Source organism: Microcystis sp. 0824 (genome assembly GCF_003112475.1).
GTDB lineage: Bacteria > Cyanobacteriota > Cyanobacteriia > Cyanobacteriales > Microcystaceae > Microcystis > Microcystis aeruginosa_C.
Window position 1 is genome coordinate 61,961 of sequence record NZ_BDSM01000021.1, and the last position, 18,871, is coordinate 80,831.

At 43.4% G+C, this 18,871-nt stretch carries 23 protein-coding genes and 2 pseudogenes; 12 read left to right on the plus strand and 13 right to left on the minus strand.

What is annotated here, in order from left to right; translation table 11 throughout:
- Window positions 1-26 precede the first annotated feature (26 nt).
- From N0824_RS08010 to N0824_RS08020, 3 genes are all read right to left on the minus strand, one after another.
- Complete coding sequence (locus N0824_RS08010; RefSeq protein WP_108936438.1) at window positions 27-752, minus strand: Stp1/IreP family PP2C-type Ser/Thr phosphatase; 726 nt, start codon at window positions 750-752, stop codon at window positions 27-29.
- A 44-nt stretch (window positions 753-796) separates the two neighbouring features.
- The gene (locus N0824_RS08015) at window positions 797-2,485 is read right to left on the minus strand and encodes an AarF/ABC1/UbiB kinase family protein (RefSeq protein WP_108936382.1); all 1,689 of its coding nucleotides are present in this window, start codon (window positions 2,483-2,485) and stop codon (window positions 797-799) included.
- Between the two features lie 90 nt (window positions 2,486-2,575).
- A complete protein-coding gene (locus tag N0824_RS08020; RefSeq protein WP_046662895.1) occupies window positions 2,576-2,881 on the minus strand; it encodes a DUF6825 family protein in 306 nt (101 codons plus the stop codon).
- 270 nt (window positions 2,882-3,151) lie between these two features.
- On the opposite strand from N0824_RS08020, the gene N0824_RS08025 reads away from it, so the two are divergent.
- Entirely contained in the window at window positions 3,152-4,372 is a 1,221-nt protein-coding gene (locus N0824_RS08025) for an ABC transporter substrate-binding protein (RefSeq protein WP_108936383.1), read from the plus strand.
- Here N0824_RS08025 and N0824_RS08030 read toward each other — a convergent pair.
- Both N0824_RS08030 and N0824_RS08035 read right to left on the minus strand, forming a co-directional pair.
- Window positions 4,353-4,676, minus strand: a complete 324-nt coding sequence (locus N0824_RS08030; protein ID WP_108936384.1) for a Txe/YoeB family addiction module toxin — start codon at window positions 4,674-4,676, stop codon at window positions 4,353-4,355. The genes N0824_RS08025 and N0824_RS08030 overlap by 20 nt on opposite strands.
- Window positions 4,673-4,906, minus strand: a pseudogene (locus N0824_RS08035) (hypothetical protein). Before N0824_RS08035 ends, N0824_RS08030 begins: the two are co-directional and overlap by 4 nt.
- Window positions 4,907-5,159: 253 nt before the next feature.
- Between N0824_RS08035 and N0824_RS20685 the strand changes: the two are divergent.
- Window positions 5,160-6,062: a hypothetical protein gene (locus N0824_RS20685; protein WP_158269543.1), complete on the plus strand. Its 903-nt coding sequence runs from the start codon at window positions 5,160-5,162 to the stop codon at window positions 6,060-6,062.
- 147 nt (window positions 6,063-6,209) lie between these two features.
- Window positions 6,210-6,359 carry a hypothetical protein gene (locus N0824_RS20690; protein WP_158269544.1) on the plus strand — a complete coding sequence of 50 codons (150 nt, stop codon included), beginning with the start codon at window positions 6,210-6,212 and terminating at the stop codon, window positions 6,357-6,359.
- Here the strand turns inward: N0824_RS20690 and N0824_RS08050 are convergent.
- Window positions 6,348-6,869, minus strand: coding sequence for a zinc ribbon domain-containing protein (locus N0824_RS08050; RefSeq protein ID WP_108936386.1), 522 nt, complete (start codon window positions 6,867-6,869; stop codon window positions 6,348-6,350). The two genes, N0824_RS20690 and N0824_RS08050, sit on opposite strands and share 12 nt — an antisense overlap.
- Before the next feature lie 157 nt (window positions 6,870-7,026).
- Window positions 7,027-8,103 carry a magnesium-protoporphyrin IX monomethyl ester (oxidative) cyclase gene (gene acsF / locus N0824_RS08055; protein ID WP_002752007.1) on the minus strand — a complete coding sequence of 359 codons (1,077 nt, stop codon included), beginning with the start codon at window positions 8,101-8,103 and terminating at the stop codon, window positions 7,027-7,029.
- 450 nt (window positions 8,104-8,553) lie between these two features.
- Between acsF and N0824_RS08060 the strand changes: the two genes are divergently transcribed.
- A complete protein-coding gene (locus N0824_RS08060; protein WP_146184268.1) occupies window positions 8,554-8,973 on the plus strand; it encodes a DUF6678 family protein in 420 nt (139 codons plus the stop codon).
- Between the two features lie 374 nt (window positions 8,974-9,347).
- Here N0824_RS08060 and N0824_RS08070 read toward each other — a convergent pair.
- Window positions 9,348-9,434 (minus strand): annotated as a pseudogene (locus N0824_RS08070) (IS1 family transposase); the annotation flags it as partial.
- A 335-nt stretch (window positions 9,435-9,769) separates the two neighbouring features.
- Here N0824_RS08070 and N0824_RS08075 point away from each other — a divergent pair.
- The 5 genes from N0824_RS08075 (at window position 9,770) to N0824_RS08090 (ending at window position 12,575) form a co-directional block, all read left to right on the plus strand.
- On the plus strand, window positions 9,770-10,402 hold the full coding sequence (locus tag N0824_RS08075; protein ID WP_108936389.1) for a methyltransferase domain-containing protein: 633 nt from the start codon (window positions 9,770-9,772) through the stop codon (window positions 10,400-10,402).
- 135 nt (window positions 10,403-10,537) lie between these two features.
- Window positions 10,538-11,428, plus strand: coding sequence for a hypothetical protein (locus N0824_RS08080; protein ID WP_108936390.1), 891 nt, complete (start codon window positions 10,538-10,540; stop codon window positions 11,426-11,428).
- A gap of 81 nt (window positions 11,429-11,509) precedes the next feature.
- On the plus strand, window positions 11,510-11,899 hold the full coding sequence (locus tag N0824_RS08085) for a hypothetical protein (RefSeq protein WP_108936391.1): 390 nt from the start codon (window positions 11,510-11,512) through the stop codon (window positions 11,897-11,899).
- 3 nt (window positions 11,900-11,902) lie between these two features.
- Complete coding sequence (locus N0824_RS20520) at window positions 11,903-12,211, plus strand: hypothetical protein (protein ID WP_146184269.1); 309 nt, start codon at window positions 11,903-11,905, stop codon at window positions 12,209-12,211.
- A gap of 22 nt (window positions 12,212-12,233) precedes the next feature.
- Window positions 12,234-12,575, plus strand: a complete 342-nt coding sequence (locus N0824_RS08090) for a hypothetical protein (protein WP_146184270.1) — start codon at window positions 12,234-12,236, stop codon at window positions 12,573-12,575.
- 301 nt (window positions 12,576-12,876) lie between these two features.
- Here the strand turns inward: N0824_RS08090 and N0824_RS08100 are convergent, their stop codons facing one another.
- Window positions 12,877-14,367, minus strand: coding sequence for an ATP-binding protein (locus tag N0824_RS08100; RefSeq protein ID WP_108936393.1), 1,491 nt, complete (start codon window positions 14,365-14,367; stop codon window positions 12,877-12,879).
- A gap of 356 nt (window positions 14,368-14,723) precedes the next feature.
- Between N0824_RS08100 and tatC the strand changes: the two genes are divergently transcribed.
- From tatC to psbB, 3 genes are all read left to right on the plus strand, one after another.
- Window positions 14,724-15,485, plus strand: a complete 762-nt coding sequence (gene tatC / locus N0824_RS08105; protein WP_002737652.1) for a twin-arginine translocase subunit TatC — start codon at window positions 14,724-14,726, stop codon at window positions 15,483-15,485.
- A 220-nt stretch (window positions 15,486-15,705) separates the two neighbouring features.
- On the plus strand, window positions 15,706-16,017 hold the full coding sequence (locus N0824_RS08110; RefSeq protein ID WP_002749272.1) for a hypothetical protein: 312 nt from the start codon (window positions 15,706-15,708) through the stop codon (window positions 16,015-16,017).
- Between the two features lie 330 nt (window positions 16,018-16,347).
- Entirely contained in the window at window positions 16,348-17,874 is a 1,527-nt protein-coding gene (psbB, locus tag N0824_RS08115; protein ID WP_002735904.1) for a photosystem II chlorophyll-binding protein CP47, read from the plus strand.
- Window positions 17,875-18,137: 263 nt separating this feature from the next.
- Here the strand turns inward: psbB and N0824_RS08120 are convergent, their stop codons facing one another.
- Genes N0824_RS08120 through psbE form a run of 4 tightly spaced genes read right to left on the minus strand, consistent with a single transcriptional unit; the run spans window position 18,138 to window position 18,835 of the window.
- Entirely contained in the window at window positions 18,138-18,257 is a 120-nt protein-coding gene (locus tag N0824_RS08120; RefSeq protein WP_043995402.1) for a photosystem II reaction center protein J, read from the minus strand.
- Between the two features lie 42 nt (window positions 18,258-18,299).
- Window positions 18,300-18,419: a photosystem II reaction center protein L gene (locus N0824_RS08125; protein WP_002735805.1), complete on the minus strand. Its 120-nt coding sequence runs from the start codon at window positions 18,417-18,419 to the stop codon at window positions 18,300-18,302.
- 10 nt (window positions 18,420-18,429) lie between these two features.
- The gene (gene psbF / locus N0824_RS08130; RefSeq protein ID WP_002736175.1) at window positions 18,430-18,564 is read right to left on the minus strand and encodes a cytochrome b559 subunit beta; all 135 of its coding nucleotides are present in this window, start codon (window positions 18,562-18,564) and stop codon (window positions 18,430-18,432) included.
- A 25-nt stretch (window positions 18,565-18,589) separates the two neighbouring features.
- Entirely contained in the window at window positions 18,590-18,835 is a 246-nt protein-coding gene (gene psbE, locus N0824_RS08135) for a cytochrome b559 subunit alpha (RefSeq protein ID WP_002749269.1), read from the minus strand.
- Window positions 18,836-18,871 lie beyond the last annotated feature (36 nt).

An 18,871-nucleotide genomic window follows, 5' to 3' on the forward strand; every position in this document is an offset into this window, starting at 1 on the left:
TAGCGATCGCTGATCGCTATTTCCTCTCAATTTTGCGTTACCATGACCACGGTGATATTATCGGAACCGCCTGCTTTTTTGGCTGCTGCCACTAAATTCTCGACAATTTCCTGACAATCGGCACCGGTTTGCAAATAATCACTAATTTCCTCGTCGGACACTTCTTCCGTCAAACCATCACTACAGAGAATCAAACTATCGCCGGATTGCACATCGAGGGGAGATACCGTCACTGGGGGTAAATTGCGACGACCAAGGCATTGAAATAAAACGTGCCGCCAAGGGTGGTTTTTTGCTTCTTCTTGGGACAGGTCGCCCATTTTTATCGCCCTAGCTACCCAAGTATGGTCTTCCGTCACCTGTTCTAATTTTTGCTCACGAAAACGATAGAGACGGGAATCACCAATATGGGTGTACCAAGAGCCATCATCTCGGACGATAGCCATGACTAGGGTTGTCCCCATGTCCTGTCTTTCGGGATTTTTCAGTTGATCTTCAATAATCTTCTCGTTAGCGACAGTAATTGCCTCCTGCAGCAATTCCCCGGCAGTCAGGGGCGAATTCCAGTGTTCTTCTAGATGAGCTTGGATAGTTTCAGTGGCGATTTGACTAGCTTCCTGGCCCCCCGCATGACCTCCCATACCATCAGCAACGATAAAAAAGCGCCGCTCGGGGTCGATATAATAACTATCCTGATTAACCGATCGCACTACACCGGGATCGGTCATTCCCCCAAAAGAAAAATTGTTCATGGAAATTTCTGCTGCTAACACAATATTTATTATCCCGCAATCAATTACATCATGCGATCCTGACGTTCAATTTTTCGCCAGAGTCTCACAAGAGCTATCCCCGGCAGCAGGGAAATTGCCATCGGCACTAAAGTTAACCAACCAAAACCATTGACAAATAGAAGCGTCGCTGAGATAAGCAAAGCACTGATCAGTAAGGTGTAGTTGGTTCCCATTTGAATCATACCCAATCGCCGCAAAAGTCGATCGGATTCGCTGGAACGTACCCGGACACGGATATCACCCCGTTCTAATTTTTCGATCGTATCATCGATGCGTCGGGGTAAACTCAGGGCGGTGCTGCTCACTTGGGCTGCTTGTCGTCCTAACTCATCGAGGATATTACTGCCATTATTTCCCGTCATATCATTTACTAATTGCAGGGCAAAAGGTTGGGCCACTTCCATAAAGTTAAATTCAGGATCGAGTCCTTTGCCTACCCCTTCCAGGGTAGAAAATGCTCGCATGACGAAGGTAAAGGTAGCGGGAAAGCGAAAAGGCTGATCGTAGGCGATTTCATAGAGATCATCGCTGATAGAGGCCACGGATTGCTCCTCAAAGGGTTTATCCATGAAGTTATCGAGCATATACTGGATCGATCGCCGCACTGCTCCCATATCACCATTAGCAGTTAATGCTCCTAAATCGACCAGAGAAGTGACCACGCGATCGGCATCTTTTTGGGCAATTCCCAAGAGAGTCTGCATTAATTTTTCGCGCACGTTGGTTTTAATTTGTCCCATCATGCCGAAATCGTAGAAAATTAAGGAGCCATCACTATCAACGGCGATATTGCCGGGGTGAGGATCTGCGTGAAAAAAGCCGTTGTTGAGTAGTTGAATTAGATAGGCTTTTGCCCCCAGTTTAGCCAACAATTTGCGATCGAGTCCAGCCGCTTCTAGGGCCTCATAATGACTGATTTTGATGCCAGGGAGATATTCTAGGGTTAAAACCTGGGGAGAGGTGTAGCGCCAATAGACTTTCGGTACTTTCACCCAATCTTCCCCGCGAAAATTACGGCGAAAAGTGTCAGCGTTACGACCTTCATTGAGATAATCGGTTTCTTCCCAGAGAATTTTACAGCATTCTTCATAAATACCCGTCCAATCGCGACCTTTACCCCATTTGGGATGATTTTGGAAGTATTGGGCGATTTTTTTTAGGATGGTCAGATCGATACTAAATAATTTTTTCAATCCGGGCCGTTGGACTTTGACCACCACATCTTCCCCAGTCTTCAGTTGGGCCCGGTGAACTTGCCCTAAACTAGCGGCTGCCAGGGGAATAGGATCAAAGCTTTTAAAGAGTTGATTGAGGGGTTTACCGAGGGATACCTCGATGATTTTGCTGGCCTGTTCGTAGGTAAATGCGGGAACCTGATCCTGTAGTTTCGAGAGTTCTTCCACATATTCGAGGGGAAAAAGATCGGCACGGGTAGAAAACAGTTGACCGACTTTAATAAAAGTCGGCCCCAATTCTAGCATGGTTTCCCGAATCCAAGCGGCTTGTTTTCTGCGTCTGCTGGCCAGTTTTTCCTCGCTATAGCCGCCGTTATAGCTCCATTTTTTACCGTTGAGCCAGAATTGATAAAGTACGGTCAGAACGAATCGCCAAATATCTAGACGACGACGATTGATGGAATAGTTTTCTCGATTCCAACGATAGCTATTTTGGGCGACTTGGAGGGCCGGCATTGCTGGGTTTAACTCTGGGGTAACGGGGACGGGTAGAAAGGCTGACACGCAATTTTTGGGGCTTTAAAGCGACTAAAAGAGGGTTTTTGGTTAATTACGGTGGTTTTTTAGTTCCGAGCGCAATTGGGCGATTTCAGCCCGCATTTCGTCGATGTTTTCCTGCACATCGGCACTGGAGGAACCACTGGACTCTGTACCAGTATATACTCCCTTTTCCACGGCTCGATCGGCTCTCTTTTGCACTTCTTCGACGAATTGCCGCAGGTTTTCCCGTTGTTCGGCATCAAATTTGCCTAATTCGCTTAAAGCGTTGGTCAACGCATCTTCTAGCTGTTCACCGATCACTTCAGCGATCGCTCGTCCGAGGAAAAAGGCGTGAATAACGGGGTTAGTCATAATCTTAAATGGATGTTTTCGCTTGCTGGGGTTTGTGGACAGGAAGGGCGATATATAAATTCCCTAACTACTAGGTTAGGCGACAGAACCAGAAAAGGCAAATCGTTTTTAGGAAACGGAGGTTAGACGGGGAGGTTAATCGACAAAATTAAAGGAAAGAAAGGGGGCTAAGGGAGTAAAATCCGGTTTGATCGCGTCAATAATTGCTGAAATCAACCCGATTCGCGAAATAATATTGTCATCAACAATATCAGCCCTAGGAGAGTTAAAATGCTCAGAAAACGTTTATTAATCCCCTTAATATTATCCCTAGTCACTTTCGGTCTAGTGGTGGCCTGTAATTCCGGCACTCCCACCAGTCAAAACCCCAGTCCCGCAGAAAAGGCCGCCACCGGTGCTATTCCCATCGGTGCAGCTTTGGCTCAAACCAGCAATGTCGCCCTATTGGGACAGGAACAGGTGATCGGTGTCAAGATAGCCGAAACATATTTTAATAAAAAGGGCGGAGTCAATGGAACACCGATTAAAGTTATTATCCAGGATGTGGCTGGGGATGAACAGGGGGCGATCAACGCCATTAATACCCTAATCACCCAAGATAAGGTGGTGGGTATTCTCGGTCCGTCCCTGTCCCAACAAGCTTTTGCCGCTAGTCCGATCGCCGATCGAGCTAAAGTTCCCATTCTTGGTCCGTCTAACACTGCTAAAGGTATCCCCCAGATCGGTGAATATGTGGGTAGGGTGTCCGCTCCTGTGGCTGTGGTCGCTCCCAATGCGATTAAAACCGCTTTAAAAATCGATCCCAAGATTAAAAAAGTGGCTGTCTTTTTTGCCCAAAATGATGCTTTTAGTAAATCGGAAACGGAAACTTTTCAAGAAACCCTAAAGAGTTTAAATCTTGATATTGTCACCGTACAGAAATTCCAAACCACCGATACAGATTTTCAAAATCAAGCCACCGCCGCTATTAATATTAAACCGGATTTAGTGGTTATTTCTGGTTTGGTTGCTGACGGGGGTAATTTGGTCAAACAGTTGCGACAATTAGGCTATCAGGGGTTAATTATTGGTGGCAATGGTTTAAATACTTCTAATATTTTCCCAGTTTGTCAAGCTCAATGTGATGGCATTCTCATCGCTCAAGCTTATAACCCGGAATTAGATCTTCCTATTAATCGGGATTTTGTCGCCGCTTATACAGCAGAAAATAAAAAAGCACCGCCCCAATTTACCGCTCAAGCTTTTACGGGAATTCAAGTTTTTGTCGAGGCCTTAAAACGGGTAGATGATAAAAATAAACTCAGTACACTTTCCCTCGAACAAATTCGCCAACAATTAAATCAGGAAATTTTAGCGGGTAAGTATGTCACTGTCCTGGGAGATATTGCTTTTACTCCCGAAGGGGAAATCATTCAGGATAAATTCTCCGTGGCACAAATTAAAATGGATGCCGATGGTAAAAATGGTAAATTTACTTTTGTGAAAAATTAATCAGTAAAGGGTTCTTCTCATTTCTATCTCGTTGCAAGGAACTCCCTTGCAACGCATTTCCAGAGGTTCTAGCTTTTGTGTCATAATCAGACACGCTATAAACTAGGCGATGTTCTTTTGTAATGCGTCGTGACCATAATCCTGATAGTTCATGTTTTAATGCTTCTGGTTTTCCTAATCCAGAAAAAGGCTCTCTTTGAACATCTTTAATCAGGCTGACAATTTTAGCGTAAACTTTTTTATCTGCGATCGCCCATTGATTAAACTCATCAAAACTTCGGGTTAGAAAGGCGACTTTCCTCATAAGTTAGCAGCATCTACATAAATATAACTATCAGGATTTTTCAGAGATTCTATTGCCTCTTGGAGATGTTAACGGTTAGCTTCTGTGGAAAGCAGATAGTCCGTTTCATCCATTTCAGCAGCTTCTTTAATCAATAAAATCGCTTCGACAACTGTTCCTTCTGGTAAGTCGAGGGGAGGTAAACTAAGTTGACCATTTTTGATGATTGTTTGGTATTTTAGTGCATTCATAGAATTTTACTATTCTTGATATTCTATTAATTATAGCAGTTTCAAAGATAACTTGGCTCTTCTCGTTTCTGTATAGTCTTACCTCGTTGTAAGAGTCTCCCTTGTAAGGCTTTCCAGAGGTTCTAGCTCTTGTCTAACCGCTCAGGGGAGGGAGACACTCCTTCCCTTTTCTTCTTACAGGTAGAACCTTGGCAGCAGAAAAACATAAAGATTTTATTAAATTGTATTTTTAACTACAATGTGGGGGGGGGAAGTGTGTATCTTACTCTTCTGTTCGCTAGTCTTTGGTGTTGGGTATTGCTGTGTCTTCACCCAACCGACGGAAACTGCGATCGCAAACGAATTTATCAATCTCGATCAAACAATTATGGATGCAAAACTGAAAAATAGCACCTTTGACAAGTTGAAGCTGGCTCCCATCGCCCTAGCGGCGGGTGCAGGCCTGATGATGGCGGCTGCTGTCCCCGGACAAGCAGCATCGCAGCTATCAGTTGACTTCAGTCCCAACGATAGCTGCGTCGCTTCTGGATATGCAGGATTTATTTTTAACAACAACTCGGCACCGGGGACTCGCACATATTTATCTGGCTCCACTGGTTACACTGGCTCAATGGATAGCGGTACCGGCATTGGTGTGACGCTGGCTTCTGTTTCCGGTCCATCGGCTTTTCGCATGATTGATCGAGGTGGTACAAATTTGTTATTGCGCGACTTTGCTGGGCGTGATGGTATAAATCTCGGACAGGATTTAAAATTTGCTGGCTTAGTGGCTGGTTCCTATTTGCTCACGATACCTTTGACTGATACAAACAACCAAGATGGTGTTGTGGATGTGCAACTTAGTACAAACGGGGCAACATCCTTCAGCAATGTTCACGACAATTTAGCTTACGGATTGAATCAGGGTCGAAGTGCCGTGTTGAAATTTCAGGCTGACGGAATCAATGATGTTATTGCGCGTTTTTGGACGGGGGGTAATCAGTTTGGTGTCACTGGACAAACTACCAATACTAGCAATATAAATCGCATCTTTACGATGAATGGATTTGTCTTGACGCGTGTCCCTGAACCCTCCTTAAGTATCTTGGGTACAGTATTGGTTTTAGGATTTCTACCGATTCTCAAAAAAAAGTTTCCATCGAATGATAAGCACTGATGATCACAGAAAATCGAGAAGCTCCGAAAGTGCTTTTTACCTCGTTGCCAGACTATCCCTTGTAACACACTTCCAGAGGTTCTAGCTTTTGTGTAACCCATCAGGGAAGGGAGGGAGTGTTTCCCTCCCTTGTCCCCACTGTTAAGAATGTTGGACATAGACAAACAACCGATTTGGTGGGAAAACTGCGATCACTATGGGTTAATCTGGTTAGAAGCGGGTCAATTCAGCCAATATAAACAGAATTTTGCCACAAAAGGAGTTATAGATTTAGCTAAACAGGTTTTATTGCTGTAACTGATGACCACAGCTACTACAAAAGCGATCGGTTGCCGCTACTTTTGCCCCGCATTGACTACAAAATCGCACTTGACTGACGGTTTTTGTGTCTCCCATACTCATTTTCATATCTCCCATCTCCATTTCCATGGGGGCAAAATTCATCGACATATTACCCATTTTCATCGGTTGCATTGGTTGCATCGGTTGCATTGGTGAGGAGGAGAAACTGGTAGCGGTTGTCGATTGAGAGGACTGAGAAACTCCAGAGGTATGAGGAGAGGAAAAACCGATACTGCTTCCTTGAATTTGGATTCTGTGGGGTCCGGTTTCGGTGATAATTTCAATAATTGCCCCTTGGGGAATTATCTCTATTTGGGGTTCTTTTGTCCAAACTCCCGTGGCAAAACTACTGCTAGACTGCTGTTGTTGTCCCACTGCACCACTAGCGAGGGTTACAATCGTCTGCGGCCCTTGATTATCGAGATAGAGACGTTGTCCTGTGGGTAATTCACTATAAATAGCCATATTTTTGACGGTGAAAAGTAAAAAGTAAAAAGCTAGTTAACACCCCTAGGATCCAGTCTAGCGAGGATAGAAATGTTAGAGGATTTTCTTAAGAATTTTATCGACAAAAAAAGGGTGGTTTTACCCACCCTCACCATGTCTCAAGAAAACAAACTTTTTAACGGACGCTACCGGCTAATTTATCGACCCGAATCGGTTTCATCAGGTACAATTTGAGGAATTGCCAAGCGTTAGAGGCGAAGATAGGCAATTTCTTCAGGAATTTAACTGGTGCGGCACTGTTTTCGCTATCGATCGCCCGTAATCCCTCGTTATTGCGAACACAAATTTCTAGGCGATCATAAAATTCAGGACTATCCACATCGAGAACAATCGGGAAGACGCGGCCGGCGGTTTCATTGGTCTTCTCGATTACATACTTATCGTACTCGCGAGCGTCCAAACCGAGAATGGCGTAGAAACCGGAACGCTGAGTATCATTGAGATACATCGTAGCGAAGACCGAAAGCAGGAAGAAACGACACCAGAGACGAGCGCGCCAATCATTAAGAATATCAGGCTGCGCACGCATGATCGCATCGAAGAAGTCCCCGTGACGGTTTTCGTCTTGACACCAATTCTCAAAGAAGTTAAAAATCGGATAAACCCGATCTTCGGGATGTTGTTCGAGATGACGATAAATGGTGATATAGCGCCAATAACCGATTTTTTCGGAAAGATAGGTGGCGTAGAAGATAAATTTCGGTTTAAAGAAGGTGTAGTTACGGCTTTTGGTTAAAAATCCCAAGTCAAGGGAGAGGTTGAAATCCGATAAAGCCTTATTAAGGAATCCAGCGTGACGCGCTTCGTCCCGGGACATGAGGTTAAAGCATTCTGCGAGGACGGGATTTCTGTTTTTTAAACGTCTGCCGAGTTCTTTGTAGAGAAGAAAGCCGGAAAATTCAGCCGTGCAGGATCTTTCCAGAAATTCCACGAATAAGCGGCGAGTTTCGCCATCAATATGCTCCCAAGAGCGATCGAATTCTTGATTGCGAACGAAGTGATGCCGGTTATAATCGGTACGGAATTCCTCTAAAATCGCTTTCAGTTCTTCCTCGTTAGCGGCGATCGACATTTCCGCCATCGCTTCAAAATCAGTGGTGTAGAAGCGGGGAGTGAGGATCGTTTCTTTAGCGGGAACTTTTATACCCGGACGGATTTCCTCGAATTCTGGTTTTTGGATCGTGCTGACCATAGGGATTATTGGTTTTACTCTGGGATGATGATTGAGACGAGTAAAGGCTCTGAGATGATAATGACGAGCCGTGAAAAAACGGCTAGGATTCACTATAGCAAGCTCTCAGCCCTACACTCCCTTCCTGTTCATTAAAAGTTACAACTCTTAATTAAGCTGTGTAAACAAACGAGGATTTTTCGCTGGGAGTCTTGACAAATGTTCGGGGGTGTGGGGTGATATGGGGAAAACTTCTGGCGATTGCGCCTAAATGGAGTATTATGCAGAAAGTTTCCGTATATCTTTACTCTGGAGAGTGTTATACAGAAAGTTTCCTTTGGGGGTGACATACGGAAGACTTCTGATGATTGCGCCTAAATGGAGTGATATACAGAAGGTTGACCCATATCGTTAAGTCTGGAGAATATTATACAGAAAGTTGACCTATAATATGTAGTTAGGTATAAAACCATGAATACATTCAGTAAAATTCGAGAAAGGGTCCTCATGAGAGTATCTGAAAATGGACTTGTATCTGTAATGAATGATACAAAGTGGATGAAACTTATTGATAGGATAAAACTTTTAAACTTTCTGCCGCCATATCAAATAAAAAACCTATTATCTGACTTGCCATATCCAGAGGATTTCAACGATCCAATTTATTATTTGGGAGATTACAGTGAAGGAATACTACCATTTTATGCTATTGAATGGATTTTAATTAATCCCAAATATTATTATACCAGGGGAAAATTGTTAAACGATGGTTATAAATCTGTTTACAATGAATTAAAACAAATTTTAATAGAATTAAAGATACCATACCATGAAGAAAATTCTATGTTTTACATATACGGATATATTAATTCAAATACAAAATTAAGCTAAGACGCATTTAAACCGCTTATTCTTAGATTAGCCTAACGTCCCCCAATCGCTTTACTGTTGCCTTTTGCCTCTTGCCTCTTGCCTCGTCTCAACAAGCAATTTAAATTACGAACATTGCGATGCCGAAGGCACTGCGTAGCAGTACGCTATCGCTGTAGGGTGCGTTCCCTAATGCAAGTCCTACTGCTCCACCGATCGATTTTTGGGGAACGCACCATGCACATTTATTGAAATTGTGGGTTAAAGTGCGATGCCGCTCTTGGGAGACCAGTTGAGGAATGTTAGCGAAGATTCCCAATGTTTAGGTTAAAATAGAGAGGCAAAAGTTGCAACAGGGTCGCTTATTTTTAGGGCGTTGCTGAATTGAGGTATGATTAGGCAAAATGGCGAGCATTCGGAGGAAAATAATTTCTATGATTTGAATAAGGAACTGGAAAATCTTCAAATTTTAGGTAGTGAATTGGCTCTCTTGGATTTGGTGGGTAAAATGTATTCTAAGATACATTCCTGCTGGCTAGGGGGTGGAACGAACCACAGAGACACAAAGGACACAGAGATCGATCACTACTATATAAGTTAAAGTTATCACACAAAGAATAAGAGAGCCAACAAGGTTTTTGGCAATATGCTAATCTGGCTAACACGCTTTTGAGGGTGATATGGGGAAAACTTCTGTATATCACGCCTAAATGGAGTTATATACAGAAGGTTGACCCATATCGTTATCCCAGAGAGTGTTATGCAGAAAGTTTCCGTATAATATTTAGTTAGCCCTCAAAATAAGGAAACCACGAAGATGAACGAAAGCAAGTATGTTCAATATGGCTGCGGATGGTCTGCGCCTAGTCAATGGCGAAATTTTGACGCTTCGCCAACTCTGCGCTTTGAAAGAATGCCTCTCATAGGTCGTCTGTATACGAAAAATCAATCTCGATTCCCAAGCAATGTAGAGTATGGAGACATTGTAAAGGGTTTGCCAGTTTCGCCGGATTCATGCGCAGGTGTTTATTGTTCTCATATTCTTGAACATCTTTCGCTTGGCGATTTCCGTGCTGCTCTACGTAATACAAAAGAAATTTTGCGCCCAAATGGCATTTTTCGCCTTGTGTTGCCTGATCTCGAACATTCAATAATTAAATACAATAAAAATGCATCGGCTGAAGCAGCATCAGAGTTCATGAGAGAAACGTCCCTTGGTCATGAAAATCGAGCGAGAGGACTTAAAAGCATTATTACCACTTGGCTTGGAAATTCGCAGCACCTTTGGATGTGGGACTACAAGTCTATTGCGGCAGAGCTTAAAGATGCCGGCTTCATTGAGATAAGAAGGGCCTTCTTCGGTGATTCGTCTGATCCTTTTTTTAATACAGTAGAAGACAAAGGCAGGTGGGATAATTGCCTCGGTGTTGAATGTAGAAAACCGGGCTAACAAGGCGCTGCACTCGGACGGCAATGGAGCGCAGCGGAATTGCCGCCGGTGAGCTTGGTCGTTATGCCTAAATATTTCATCAAATATAAGTAAGAACTGGTACAATTAGTTTTAGAAAAAATATCAGTAAGATCTGTGAATCTATTGTTATTTCATATTCCTTTGATCGCTGCGGGCGTTGTTGTTGGCGGCGTAGTGATTGCATCTGGCGGGTCGGGGCTTCAGTCTGGTGTGGCAGCGATCGCAACAGGGGCAAGTGGTTTTGCGACATCTGCTTTGCTGATACAGTCACAGTCTAGTAAACAAGGTAAGCTTGAACAGGAACGCGATCGGCTAAAGCAAGATATTGAAAGACAAATACGAGCTTTACCTTTTGGGGCAGAGCTAGAATATTTGCAACGGCAACGAGAATTATTGCGACAAAACGTCAGCGAACTTAAACAACAGGAAGAAGATTTACAAGAAAGGGTTAGGTTAGTTGAGGAGAATCCCCCTAATCTAGAAGAGTTGGAACAACGTCAGCAGAAAATTGGTGAATTAAAAACACAGATCAATGAAAATAAAGGGCGTTTACAGGCGATCATTGATCAGATTGCGGAACGGGAAAAGCAACGGGATGGTTTGCAAGAGGTGACTTCGCAGTTTTTGCAGAAGCAAGAAGAGGTCAGAGGACTGACTGAACGATTACACGAACTCAATCAGCAAGCGGCAGAGTTAGAACTTTTTCGTAGCACCTATGATGCTCTGCGTAAAGATGCTCAAAATCTAGAAACTAAACAGCAGCATTTACAGGCAGAAATTCCTCGGCTTGAACAAGAGCGCGATCGCATTTTGGCAGAAATCGCCACAATGGAAGAAAGGGCGCAGCAGGTTGACGCGCTGCGGGTAGAAATCGAAATTTTAGAAGCGGAATTGCGAGGCAAACGTTCTGCGTTAAGCAGCTTAATTCGTCAAATCGAACAGTTAGAGTCTGAAAAAGGTTTGTTAGAGGGTGAAATCTATCGTAAGTCTCAAGAATTGAAGTAAATTCAAGAGAAAATTCGCAAGGCTAAGGGAGAACTTGAAGAAATTGAAACTGGTATAAAACAAGCCTTTCAAGCCCTAGAAATGCCCATTAAACTAGAGGCAAATCAGTCGCGCAACTTTGCTAGTGAGAACGAATTTTTAGCAGCCTTTAGAAAATACTTGAGCGACAAGGGTTTGATTTTCCCTGAACGTATCGTTAATGCTTTCCATACTTCTTTGAAGGTACAGGATATTTCTGCCTTGGTGATTTTGGCGGGGATTAGCGGTACGGGTAAGAGTGAATTGCCCCAAGCCTATGCAGAATTTGTGGGTGCGCCACTGGTTATGCTGCCTGTGCAGCCGCGATGGGACTCGCCACAAGATTTGCAAGGTTTCTATAACTACATTGAGAAGAAATATAAACCAACAGATTTGATGAAGTATCTATATAGCGGTGTGCAGTCGTATGAGGTACAGTATCACGAGCTATAAACCATGCTAGGCAAAGCTTGGTCTGTATCTCACTCAAGCGCTTACCGCTATAGTGAACACGCTAATTTACTATTGTTTTTGGGTGATAGTTATGCCCTTACTAACTATATAAATCTAGATTTGCTTTTTGATCTAAATATTCTATCCAAGCCAAGAAACCAAGTAATTAACTGGGATAAGCAAATTCAAGTAATAGCTAAAATATCTGGCTTAAACAATCGCCAAGATTTATATCTTGATTTGTTTAGTAAGTATACTCAATATAGAAAAAAACTTTTATCAAACGAACGATTATATATGGGGTTATGCTAGGTTACTTTTATGGTATGTAGATATGAATGATCATTCACTAATTCCAACTTATAATAAACATTTTCTAACTATTACTAATTATTGTCTAACTCTAAATGCCAACATTCCTCATGAAATATCCTACATAAGGGATGCTTTAATCGCACTAATTTATTCACTTACTTTTCGTGAAATTGATCCTCACTTTGTTGAGCAAGGTTCTCCTGCGTATGCTCAATCTAAACAACTATGCGAGAAATTAGTGCCAAATCCAATTCGATCCAGAAAAGCTAATATTGACGTGTCGCTAAATCAATTCTTTGAACAGTTACTTGACGGCTCTGCCACCCAAGAGCAAATAAGTAATATGATTGAAATTGATTAATTTAAAAAATTTCTTTAGCGATCTTACAGTGAGCTTCTCGAAGAATTATTTAACTTATCTATCCTATGGATTGGTTTTAGCAAAGCCAAGCGAACGAGAACTAAGAATATTGCCAGTATTACGATCCTTTAGTCCTAGTTATGTTTGGCAACCCTAAGCAGGAGAAGTTTACAACCCGCTTATGACATCCCCAAATCTGAAAAACAAGCTTAATGAACTGCTAACCTACATTAACCTCACAAGCAAAGACGGGCATAACTAGACTGTTAGGCATACCTATCACGGCTATATCAAGCAACTCTTATTCAAGAGGTAGTGACCTGGCACGAGATCCCTTAACCTTGTTGTCAATATTTCGCAATATATTTGCACCGAGAGCATAGGCATATAAACTTGCGGTTTCAAAGCGAAATCGTATATCTTTGTATAAAAAATTGGCATCTCTAATAGTTTTACTTGTCACCAAGATCGGTTGAGATATACCTGGATTCTTTTTTAAAAATTCTATGCAGTTGTCCAGTTCGGAAGGTGTACTATGAGGGCGATCGCTCCACTTAACCTCAACTATCCAAGAAGGTGATTGATGGGCAGCCTCTAAATGTACAATATCAATTTCTCCAGTTTTCCATCGTGCGTAATAAAGCTCAATCATTTTACTGTGCTGCCATTGACTAAAAATAGCGGTTTCAGTCATGGCTCCCATTGCCTTAGAGTCTGTTTCAAGCTGACCAAATAGCGCAGCGCGCATTGAAGGATTAGTTAAATAGACTTTAAAGCAAACTGCTCTCTTAAACTTTTTAGCGTTTTGATCAATTCTCTCTACTCGGCGGATTAGGAATGCAGCCTCAAGATACTCAAGGTAACGTTTGATAGTGTTTTTAGATACACCAGAGGATTGGGATAACCCCTCGATACTTACTTCGTTGCCTGAATTATACGCCAGGGTTGTGAAAAGTCTATTCAGTTCTTGAATATCACTAATCCCATAAAGGCTTGGCAAATCTCGAAGTAAAACTTTGTCAATGATATCGCTTTTAATATATTGTCCAGGATCCTGTCGAATTGTTTCAGAAAAGACAGCTTCTGGATAGCCACCGAAGTTCAAATAATTAATAAAAGTCTCATTCAACTGATCAATATCTTTAGACACAAACTCATAGATCTTAGATGGATAACTAGAATCTTCAGAGTCATGGACATTTGTCTCTATTAATTCATTTTCTTTTTCTATAAACATTAAATATTCAGCAAAGGTTAGCGGTGGCAGGATATAGTCGCTGAATCGACCAGCACCAGAATCAGTGCTTTTAAGCCTTAGAGCAGCAGCAGCAGAGCCAGTAGCGACAAATCGACAGATTGGAAATGAATCAACCAGGGATTTTAGATGAATTTCCCACTGACGCAAGTATTGAATTTCGTCAAAAAAGACAAATAGTCTCGAATTGCGATCGTGATTGAATAGTTCCTGAAAATACTTAAGTATCCGCTCTAATGGAAGCCCTGTATAAATTGGAGTTTCAAGAGAGACATATAAAATATTTACCGCACTAATGCCAGAATCTAGGAGCAGACGAATAGTGTGATAGACCATGACAGTTTTACCAACACGCCTGGGTCCCATCAAGACTGTTGCTCGACGCACACTCGTGTCCAAGATGTTTTGAGAAAAAGCCTCAAAGTACTTGCGCCGTGGCATATCTTCATAGATTACTTTTCCCCTACGGTCTGTCTCCCACCAAGGATTATCAAATTGAAGGCGGGAGAGGATGTCTTCTTTTGCGATCTCGAGCATAAGACTAAAGTTAGAGAGCTAATCTTAGTCTATCCGAGAGTCAAACTAAGGTCAATCAGCTAATCTTATTTTGGCAGCTGAGACGGAGTCATCAATGAGCGTTGCTGTATCTAATACTAAATCTGGTTATTAAAAACTGATTATTTATTTCCCCCTTTGCCTTTTGCCTCTTGCCTTTTGCCTCTCCTCTATAATCTGAAACGACCGATTTTCATTCCCGCACACCATGGTCAATTTGTACAGTGCGTAAGTCCTAAAAATAATCTCCCGACTCCTGACTTCTGATAACTGATTCAAGGCTAAGGGTCAACAATGCTAGGATAAAGGCTTGAGTAGAGAACGATCGAGCGAAAGCCATGTCATCGACAGAAGTAAAAACCCCGCCCCCAGACAGTACCGAATTTCTCGACGAATTGCCCGGAGAAGTGGAAATGTCCTTATTTGACCACTTGGAGGAGTTGCGGCGCCGGATTTTCTATAGTTTAATTGCCGTGGCTGTGGGTGCGGTGGGATGTTTTATCTTCGTTAAACCCCTAGTACAAGTGCTGGAAGTTCCCGCCCAAGGGGTAAAATTTTTGCAGTTGGCCCCGGGAGAATTTTTTTTCGTCTCCCTAAAAGTAGCTGGATATAGCGGCATACTGGTGGCTAGTCCGGTCATTCTCCTGCAAATTATCCTCTTTGTGCTGCCGGGGTTAACCCGTCGCGAACGGCGTTTAATTGTCCCGGTAGTGTTAGGATCGAGTGTTTTATTTTTTGCCGGTTTATTTTTTGCCTATATTGCCCTGATTCCCGCCGCTTTAAACTTTTTTGTCAGTTATGGGGCGGAAGTGGTCGAACAAGCTTGGTCGATCGAGCGCTATTTTGAATTTGTCTTACTTTTACTTTTTAGTACTGGCATCGCCTTTCAAATTCCCGTTATTCAATTGATTTTGAGCTTTTTAGGCATTATTTCCTCGCAAACGATGTTATCGGGTTGGCGTTTCGTAGTTTTGGGGGCGGTGATTTTAGGCGCGATTTTAACCCCTTCTACAGATCCTCTCACTCAATCCCTGTTAGCAGGCGCGGTTTTGGGTCTATACTTTGGTGGCATTGGGGTGGTGAAATTAACGGGACGTTGACTAGCTATTAGCCGTCATAGGAGACAGGAGTGGGAATTATGAATTATAAATTATGAATTATGAATTGACGAGCGGGGAGCAGGGAGAACAAAGCTGACTTTTGCCTATTGCCTATTGTCTTTTCTGGCTGATGGCTGAGGGCTAAAAAGCTGATAAAATTTGACGGCTGAAAACTAATTAAGCCAGAAAGCTAGAGATTGATTCTAGATTGAGTAACAAAGTGAAATATTTTTTCTTAACGGCAGGTTGGACAATAGGACGGGTGTGGGAATTTGGCGGTTTGTGGGATCACGCGAGTAGTTGGCGACGACCACCACAGATAGAGCGATTAAATATCGGTATTTTAGAGGGAGAACAGGTTTTATGGCTTTATAAGGTGGAAGAAGCCGTGATTATGGTGGAAGTTGCCCCCAAGAGTGCCGAAATTGCCGATACTGTCCCCACCATCGGGCAAGTGGTGCTAAAACGCTTGATTAGTGCCGAACAAGTCCTCGAAATCCTGCAAAATGCCGAAGAACTACTGAGGAAGTGATCAGGGGGCAGGGGGCAGGAGGCAGGGGGCAGGAGGCAGCTTTTTTCTCCCCACTCCCCAATTTATAATTCATAATTTATAATTCATAATTTCCACTCCCCACTCTGGCGCCCCCCGATCTGGACTATTCTGGCCGAAGATCGATCGCAAAGACTTGAAATCTGTTCTAACAATAGTTACACTTCTTTAGAATAGATACACTTTTCAAGGGATAATGTAGGTCGGCTAACTCTTGCACTTAACCGTCGAGATTGTTGGGCTTATATTTTGACCCTGAATATAAAAAGCGTCTAAGTGGACACTAAATTGTCAATAGGAGGAGCGTAGTCAATGGGACTACCTTGGTATCGAGTACACACAGTCGTTCTCAACGACCCGGGCCGTTTAATTTCCGTTCACCTGATGCACACCGCACTGGTAGCGGGTTGGGCTGGCTCCATGGCCCTCTATGAGCTTGCTATTTTCGACCCCAGTGACCCCGTATTAAACCCGATGTGGCGGCAAGGAATGTTCGTGCTGCCCTTCATGGCCCGTTTAGGTGTCACCGGTTCTTGGGGTGGCTGGAGCGTCACCGGCGAAACTGGTGTTGACCCCGGTTTCTGGTCTTTTGAAGGCGTTGCCGCCGCTCATATCGTCTTATCCGGTCTGCTATTCCTAGCGGCCGTTTGGCACTGGGTTTTCTGGGATTTAGAATTATTCGTCGATCCCCGCACGGGCGAATCTGCCCTCGATTTGCCGAAAATGTTCGGTATTCACCTGTTCTTATCCGGTTTACTTTGCTTTGGTTTCGGTGCTTTCCATCAAACAGGCCTTTGGGGTCCCGGGATGTGGGTTTCCGATGCCTACGGTTTAACTGGTCATGTGCAGCCCGTAGCTCCCGAATGGGGACCGGCTGGTTTTAACCCCTTTAACCCCGGGGGTGTGGTAGCTCACCACATTGCTGCGGGTATCGTCGGGATTATCGCCGGTTTATTCCATTTAACCGTTCGTCCCCCCGAAAGACTCTATAAAGCCTTGAGAATGGGTAATATCGAAACGGTTCTTTCTAGCAGTATCGCCGCAGTTTTCTTTGCCGCTTTCGTCGTGGCTGGAACCATGTGGTACGGTAATGCTACCACCCCGATCGAACTCTTTGGCCCGACCCGTTACCAATGGGATAAGGGCTATTTCCAAGAAGAAATTGAGCGTCGTGTGGAGGCTAGCATCGCCAATGGGGCCACCATCGCCGAAGCTTACCAAGCAATCCCCGAAAAACTGGCTTTCTATGATTATGTCGGTAATAGCCCCGCTAAAGGTGGTTTATTCCGTACTGGTGCCATGGATAGCGGTGACGGTATCGCTAAATCTTGGTTAGGACACCCTGTTTTCAAAGATGGCGAAGGTCGCGTCCTTAGCGTGCGTCGGATGCCTAACTTCTTTGAAACCTTCCCCGTTGTCCTGACTGACTCGGAAGGTATCGTTCGCGCTGATATTCCTTTCCGTCGTGCGGAATCGAAACTGAGTATCGAACAAAGTGGTGTTACCGTTTCTTTCTACGGTGGCTCTCTCGATGGTCAGGTCTTCAGCGATCCTGCTGATGTGAAGAAATTTGCGCGTAGAGCGCAACTCGGTGAAGCTTTCGAGTTTGACACCGAAACGCTGAAGTCTGACGGGGTATTCCGCACTTCTCCAAGAGGTTGGTTTACTTTCGGTCATGCTGTCTTTGCTTTACTATTCTTCTTCGGTCACATCTGGCACGGTTCTCGTACCATCTACCGCGACGTATTCGCCGGGGTCGATCCGGATCTGGAAGAACAAGTGGAATTCGGTTTATTCCAAAAATTGGGTGATCTTAGCACTCGTAAACAAGAAGTTTAGTTTTAGCTAAATCATCCCTATAACTAAAGGAGTCAAGTCTTTGACTCCTTTTTTTTGTTAATCACACTATTAAAAACGGATTTATCCTAAATCCGGTTATTAAAAACTGATTATTTATTCTCCCCTTTTTCTGTGCGTTACTCAAGGGATTTAGTATTAGTATAAAGTTCGATCGAGCTTTACCTTTAACCGAATAGTGAAAAAACCGCTAGTTATAGAAATAACTAACGGCTTTTTGCCTGGGGAAATTACCCGGAATGGAATTACATAGAGGAACCTAAACCGGCGTAAGCTCCGTAGAAGAAAAGACCAACCACGGCGATAACGCCTAGACCGGCGATGGTGGCGACTAACCACAAAGGAATACGACCTTCTGCGAACATGAATAACACCTCCTAATTGCGATGACAATAAATCGGGACTAATTAGTTAAAGAAATAGCTGGAAAATAAAATTCCCAAGACAGCAACTAGGAGTAAACCTAGATAAAGAGAAGTACGATTTAACTCGACGGCTTGCCGATTCGGATTAGGTGTTCTTTCCATAATTGTTCTCCTAGCGTTGAATAAACTGCATTGCCGCAATTGCACCGATAAAGAAGACAGTGGGGACCGCTAAGGTATGAACTGCCAACCAGCGAACGGTGAAAATGGGGTAAGAAATGGGTTGATTGGGATTACCACTAGCCATTGTTTTTATCCTTAATTAAAGTAAACTACTGATTAAACTGCTCGATTTGATTTTTGGCCTCAAAGCGATCATTAATGATCGGTAATTCTTGACGCTCTTGAGTGTAATACTCATCGGGACGGGGAGTGCCAAAAACATCGTAAGCCAAACCGGTACTCACGAATAACCAACCTGCGATAAACAGCATGGGGATGGTGATGCTATGGATAATCCAGTAACGAATACTGGTAACGATATCGCCAAAAGGACGTTCGCCGGTACTACCTGACATGGACGGTTCTCCTCGGAATGATAGGACTTGAAAAAT